Genomic DNA, 5,765 nt, shown 5'->3' on the forward strand with positions numbered 1-5,765 from the left:
AGGCTGCTGGCCGAGGCATTGATCACCAGATCGAAGTCGTGCGAGATATCCAGGCCCTGGGCGCTGAGCGCCACGCCATGGCGCGCGGCAAGCAGAGCGTGGCGCTCGACCAGCGCCTGGGCCTTTTCCACGGTGCGGTTGACGATGACTATGCGCCGCGGCTGCTCGGCCAGCAGAGGTCCGAGCGCGCCAGCCGAAGCGCCGCCGGCACCGATCAGCAGCAGGTCGCGGCCCGCGATCGGCTGGCCGGCGTTGTCGCGGATGTCGGCCACCAGTCCCAGTCCGTCGGTGTTGTCGGCATGGATGCGGCCGTCGGACAGCACCAGCGTATTGGCCGCGCCCGCGAGCTGCACGCGCTCGCTGCGGCTGTCGGCGAGTTGCGCCGCCTGCAGCTTGAACGGCACGGTCACATTGCAACCGCGCCCGCCGGCCGCGGCAAAGGCCTGCACTGCGGCGTCGAAGCCGTCGAGCGCGACGAGTTCGCGCGTGTAGCGCAGGTTTTGCGCGGTCAGTTCGGCAAAGCGCGCATGGATCCAGGGCGAGCGGCTGTGCTCGACGGGGTTGCCCATGACGCAGTAGAGATCGACGGTGGATGGCATGGTGAAAAGCGGAAAAAAGACGGTCGCGCACGAATGCGTGGCCGGGGTCAGCGCACGCTGGTCTCCAGCGTCTGCTCGCGCGTGAATTTGAAGCGCGACACCACGGCGATCTGGTCGGCCTTGGTGCGCATCGCGCTGCCGAACTGGCCGAACGGGCCAGCGGCGCGCGCAATCGCGGCGGCGCGGTTGTCGAGCAGCGGATTGCCGGAGCTTTGCACGATCTCGGTGTCCAGCACCCGCCCATCGTGGTTGACGGTGACGATCATGGTCAGCTCTCCATAGAGCTTCCTGCCCGCCTGCTCGGGAAAGTTCTCAGTCCCCTTGTCTTCGACCTTGCGGCGCAGCGCGTCGTAGTAGACCGCATACACCTCTTCGCGCGTCGCGGGGCTGATGTAGCGTTTCTTGGGGCGCGCATTCTCCTCGTTGATGCGCTTCTCGATTTCGGCGAGCAACTTGACCAGCTGCTGGCGGCGCTCCTGCTCGCTGAGCTGCTGCGCGTTGGGCGCAGTCTCGCGCGGATCGAGCGGGGCCATGGTGGCCACGCGCTGGCGCAGCTGGGTCAGCAGCACCGCCTGCTGCTCCTGCATCGCATCGAGCTTGCGCTGCGCTTCCTCGAAGTCCTCGCCCACGGCCGTGAGCGCCGAATAGGGCAGGGGGCTGGTGGCGCGGCCCTGGGCGGCTTCGCCGCCGCCGGCAAGCGAAGCCTGGGCAATGGCCTGGGCCTTTTCCGGCCGTTCCTGGGATTTGGCGTTCACCAGAATGACTTCGAGTGGAGTGTCCTGGAACACGCGCTCGAAGGCCTGGGGGTGAACGAAGCGAACCGAAAGCACGGCCGCGTGCAGCGCCAGCGAGATACCGAGCGCGAGCTGCAGGGTGGTCAAGGAGCGAAGCGCGGCGGTGACTTTCACGGTGCGGGAGGCGTCACGGCGTCGGTTTCGTTCATGTCGACGGCGATGGCGATCGGGCCGGCAACGGCGTCGTCCTCGCCTTCGTCTTCACCGGCCTGCTCGCCCGTGGCCTGGGCCTCGGGGCTGTCGAGGCGCTCGATCAGGGTGCCGTTGACGTCGAGCGTGATTTCATCGATCTCGCCCAGGCGTACCTTGAGGCGTGCGCCGCGCGGCAGGCCCTGGGCGCCGAGCACCGGCAGCACCAGCGGCAGGCTGTCGGCACGCACCAGGAAACTGCCGCCCGGGCCTTCCTTGATGACGCTGGCCTCGATCTCGGTGATGCCGTTCTGCTCGAGGTACTTGAGCGTCCAGAAGCGCTCCATGCCGGCCTGGTAGCCGTTGTAGGCGCTGTAGGCGGTGTCGAAGCTGCTGATGATGGCGAACAGGTCCGCGTCCTTGGGCTTGAACGGCGCGGCCAGAGCCGCGGTCTTGCCGTTGCGCACGCAGGCGATGATCTGCCACTGGTTGACCAGGTCGACATAACGGCGCAGCGGCGAAGTCGCCCAGGCGTAGCTCTTGACGCCAATGCCTGCGTGCGGCAAGGCCTTGGTGCCCATGCGCACCTTGACGCCGGGCGCCAGGCTCGCCTGGCTGCGGTAGATGCCGGGCACGCCGTGCTCGGCCAGCAGGTTGCCCCAGGTGCTGTTGGCGACGATCGCGGCTTCGGCGACGATCAGGTCCAGCGGCGCGCCGCGCTTGCGCGTGGTGATCTGCACGGTCTCGTTGCCCACGGGCTCGCCGCCGGCATTGCCCGTGAGGCGGAAGTTGTAGTCGGGGCGGTTGAAGTTCTCGGGCTTGCCGCGCACGACTTCACGCTGCGCCTTGAGGTGCTTGGCCAGGCGGTGCAGGAAGGTGAACTCGCTGCGCTTTTCCTGCAGCGTGGCGGGCGTGCCTGCGACTTCGATCGACGCGTCGTTCAGCCATTCCTCGGTCACGATGTGGTCGAGCTGGTCGTGGCGGAAATTGATCTGCACCGGCACGCGCTCCAGGCGCGTTTCGCTGGCGATGAATTCCAGCGTCTCTTCGTTGATCTGCACGTACAGCGAGACCGCTGGGTTGGCGCGGCCTTCGTCCAGCGTATAGACCTGCACCACTTCGTCGGGCAGCATGGTGATCTTGTAGCCGGGCATGTAGACCGTCGACAGACGGTTGCGGCCCAGTTGGTCCAGCGGCGTGCCGGGCACGATGGCCAGGCCGGGCGCGGCGATGTGCACGCCCAGCGTCACGACGCCCGTGCCCAGGCCCTGGACCGACAGCGCATCGTCGATTTCGGTGGTCTGCGAATCGTCGATCGAATAGGCTTGCACATTGGCCAGCGGCAGATCCTGCGGCGGCTGGGGCGCGGCCAGCGCGGGAAAGCCCGTGCCCTTGGGGAAGTTGTCGAACAGGAAGCGCTTCCAGTGGAACTCGTAGGCCGAGTCGATCGCGCCCGCGCGCTGCAGCAGATCGAGCGGCGCGAGATGCGTGGCGCGGCTGGCCTCGACCACGGCCTTGTATTCGGGCGCGTTCTTGTCGGGACGGAACAGGATCTTGTAGAGCTGCTCGCGCACCGGCGCCGGGCATTCGCCGCGGCCCAGCTGCGCGGCCCATTCGTCGATCTGCGCCAGTACGAGCTTCTTCTTCTCGATCGCGGCCAGCGCCTGTTGCAGGATCTCGGCCGAGGCCTTGCGAAAACGCCCCTTGCCCGCGCGGCGGAAGTAGTGCGGCGCGTCGAACAGCGCCAGCAGCGTGCCCGCCTGCTGGGCCAGCGTGGCGTTTTCCGAGAAATAGTCGCGGGCGAGCTCGGCAAAGCCGAATTCCTCTTCGGGAGCGAATTCCCAGGCCAGGTCGAGCTCCATGCCGTCGGCCTGGGCTTGCGCCTGGGCCATGAGTTCGGCCGGTGTCGGCTTGTCGAACTTGATCAGGATATGGGCGGCCTTGACCTTGACCCGCTTGCCGGTATCGAGCTCGATCTGGGCGGAGGTATCGGTTTCGGACAGGATGCGACCGGCGAGGAATTTGCCGGCTTCTTCAAACAATGCGTGCATGGTTGCAATTGTCCCATGAGGTCCGGGGTGGCTGCAGGGCTTTTCCTTGCGCGGTTGCGGGCTGCGCAGGCCTGGGCCTCAGGCCAGCGCGAGAAAGCTGTCTATGCGCGGGATATGCGTGGCGAAGTCGCTGAGCGCATGCTCGCCGCCCTCCAGCAGCGCGATCTGCGCGGCCGGGTAGCGCGCCACCATTTCACGCCAGTCGAGCACTTCGTCGCCCTTGGCAATGAAAGCCAGCTCGGGCCCGGCCGCGGGCAGGGCGCGCGTGTCGAGTGCCTGCAGTTCGGCTATGTATTCGGGGCGAAAGAAGAAATGCTGCTCGGGGTCATGCCAGGCGGTCTGCGCGCCAATGTACTTTTCAAGATCGCGTGCCGGGAATACCGCCGGGTTGAGCAGCACGCTGGCGCAGCCGCGCTGCTGGGCAAACCAGCTCGCGTAGAAGCCGCCCAGCGACGAGCCCATCACGGCCGTGGTGGCGCGCGGCCAGTCGGCCGTGCCTTCCAGCAGCAGCTGCGCGGCGGCGCGCGGCGAGGGCGGCAGCTGCGGGCACCACCAGTGCACGCCCGGGTGATGGGCCGCGACATGGGCGGCCATCTGCTGTGCCTTGAGCGATTGGGGCGAGGAGCGAAAGCCGTGCAGATAGAGCAGATGGGTCGTGTTCATGGGATAGGCAGCAGTGCGACACACGCCATTGTGGCCTGCTGGCCCGCGGAAGACGATGGATTTGCCGCGCAACGGATAATCGCCGCCATATGTCTGCAGCAGAATTCGACAAGCCTTCGCTTCTTCAACGCATCGTGCCCCTGTTTCGCGGTTTCGATGGCCCCCTGGTGCTGTTGGTGATGGTGCTCGCCGCGATCGGCCTGACGGCCATGTATTCCTCGGGTTACGACCACGGAACGCGCTTTGTCGACCATGGCCGCAACATGCTGATCGCCGTCGGCCTGCTGTTTCTCGTCGCCCAGGTGCCGCCACAGCACATCATGAAGGTCGCGGTGCCACTGTACCTGGTGGGCGTGGCGCTGCTGGTCGCGGTCGCGGTGTTCGGCATCACCAAGAAAGGCGCGCAGCGCTGGGTCAACGTGGGCGTGGTGATACAGCCCAGCGAACTGCTCAAGATCGCCACGCCGCTGATGCTGGCCTGGTGGTTTCAGCGGCGCGAAGGGCAGATTCGTCGCACCGACTTCGTGCTGGCCCTGGTGCTGCTGATGGTGCCTGTGGGCCTGATCATGAAGCAGCCCGATCTGGGCACCTCGCTGCTGGTCATGGCTGCGGGCCTGTCGGTGATCTTCTTTGCGGGCCTGCCGTGGAAGCTGGTGCTGCCGCCGGTGGTGCTGGGAGCGATAGGCATCGTGCTGATCGTCTGGTTCGAACCCCAGCTGTGCGCCGAAGGCATGCGCTGGCCGGTGCTGCATGAATACCAGCAGACGCGCATCTGCACGCTGCTCGACCCGACACGCGATCCGCTGGGCAAGGGCTTTCACATTCTGCAGGGCATGATTGCCATAGGCTCGGGCGGCGTCTGGGGCAAGGGTTTCATGGCCGGCACGCAGACCCATCTCGAATTCATTCCCGAACGCACCACCGATTTCATCTTCGCGGCGTTCTCCGAAGAGTTCGGCCTGGTCGGCAATCTGCTGCTGATCACCGCCTTCCTGCTGCTGGTGTGGCGCGGCCTGGTGATCGCCACGCGTGCCCAGCAGCTGTTCGCGCGGCTGATGGCGGCGGCGGTGGCAATGATTTTCTTCACCTACGCGTTCGTCAACATGGGCATGGTCAGCGGCATCCTGCCCGTGGTCGGCGTGCCCCTGCCTTTCGTGAGCTACGGCGGCACGGCCATGGTCACGCTGGGGCTGGCGCTGGGCGTGCTGATGTCGGTCGCGCGCTCGCAGCGCCAGTTGCCACAGGACGCGGCGCTGGGCCGGGGACCGCTGGCGAACCCGCGCATGGGCTGACGGCTGCAACGAATTTCCTGGCCAGCGCAGGGAGAGGACATGGGGTGGTGCCTACAATGTACCCATGATCTCCCGCGAACCCACCATCGAACGCCTGGCCACGGCCCGCAGCTTGCTGCTCGAGCCTTTCGGCCTGGATGAATCCCACCTCGCACGCGCCCTGGCCGAGATCCGCTCGCACCAGGTCGATGACGCCGACCTGTACTTCCAATACACCCGCGCCGAAGGCTGGAGCCT

Annotated in this window: 5 protein-coding genes and 1 pseudogene; 2 read left to right on the forward strand and 4 right to left on the reverse strand. The window is 66.6% G+C overall.

What is annotated here, in order from left to right:
• The 4 genes from aroE to RR928_RS22200 form a co-directional block, all read right to left on the reverse strand.
• On the reverse strand, positions 1-599 hold a 599-nt coding region (aroE, locus tag RR928_RS22185; RefSeq protein WP_332684296.1), incomplete at its 3' end, for a shikimate dehydrogenase.
• A 47-nt stretch (positions 600-646) separates the two neighbouring features.
• Entirely contained in the window at positions 647-1,507 is an 861-nt protein-coding gene (locus RR928_RS22190) for an energy transducer TonB (protein WP_332539274.1), read from the reverse strand.
• The gene (locus tag RR928_RS22195; RefSeq protein ID WP_332539272.1) at positions 1,504-3,573 is read right to left on the reverse strand and encodes a ribonuclease catalytic domain-containing protein; all 2,070 of its coding nucleotides are present in this window, start codon (positions 3,571-3,573) and stop codon (positions 1,504-1,506) included. Before RR928_RS22195 ends, RR928_RS22190 begins: the two co-directional genes overlap by 4 nt.
• Positions 3,574-3,651: 78 nt before the next feature.
• On the reverse strand, positions 3,652-4,236 hold the full coding sequence (locus tag RR928_RS22200) for a YqiA/YcfP family alpha/beta fold hydrolase (RefSeq protein WP_332539270.1): 585 nt from the start codon (positions 4,234-4,236) through the stop codon (positions 3,652-3,654).
• 89 nt (positions 4,237-4,325) lie between these two features.
• Between RR928_RS22200 and rodA the strand changes: the two genes are divergently transcribed.
• Entirely contained in the window at positions 4,326-5,528 is a 1,203-nt protein-coding gene (rodA, locus tag RR928_RS22205) for a rod shape-determining protein RodA (RefSeq protein ID WP_332539268.1), read from the forward strand.
• 64 nt (positions 5,529-5,592) lie between these two features.
• Positions 5,593-5,765 (forward strand): annotated as a pseudogene (tldD, locus tag RR928_RS22210) (metalloprotease TldD); the annotation flags it as partial.

Origin of the sequence: Comamonas sp. (assembly GCF_036666375.1) — a bacterium.
Lineage (GTDB): Bacteria > Pseudomonadota > Gammaproteobacteria > Burkholderiales > Burkholderiaceae_C > Comamonas.

Bases quoted from the DNA above. Each gene is read 5' to 3' on its own strand.
- RR928_RS22195 (WP_332539272.1), bottom strand. From the start codon at position 3,573: ATGCACGCATTGTTTGAAGAAGCCGGCAAATTCCTCGCCGGTCGCATC.
- RR928_RS22200 (WP_332539270.1), bottom strand. From the start codon at position 4,236: ATGAACACGACCCATCTGCTCTATCTGCACGGCTTTCGCTCCTCGCCC.
- rodA (WP_332539268.1), top strand. From the start codon at position 4,326: ATGTCTGCAGCAGAATTCGACAAGCCTTCGCTTCTTCAACGCATCGTG.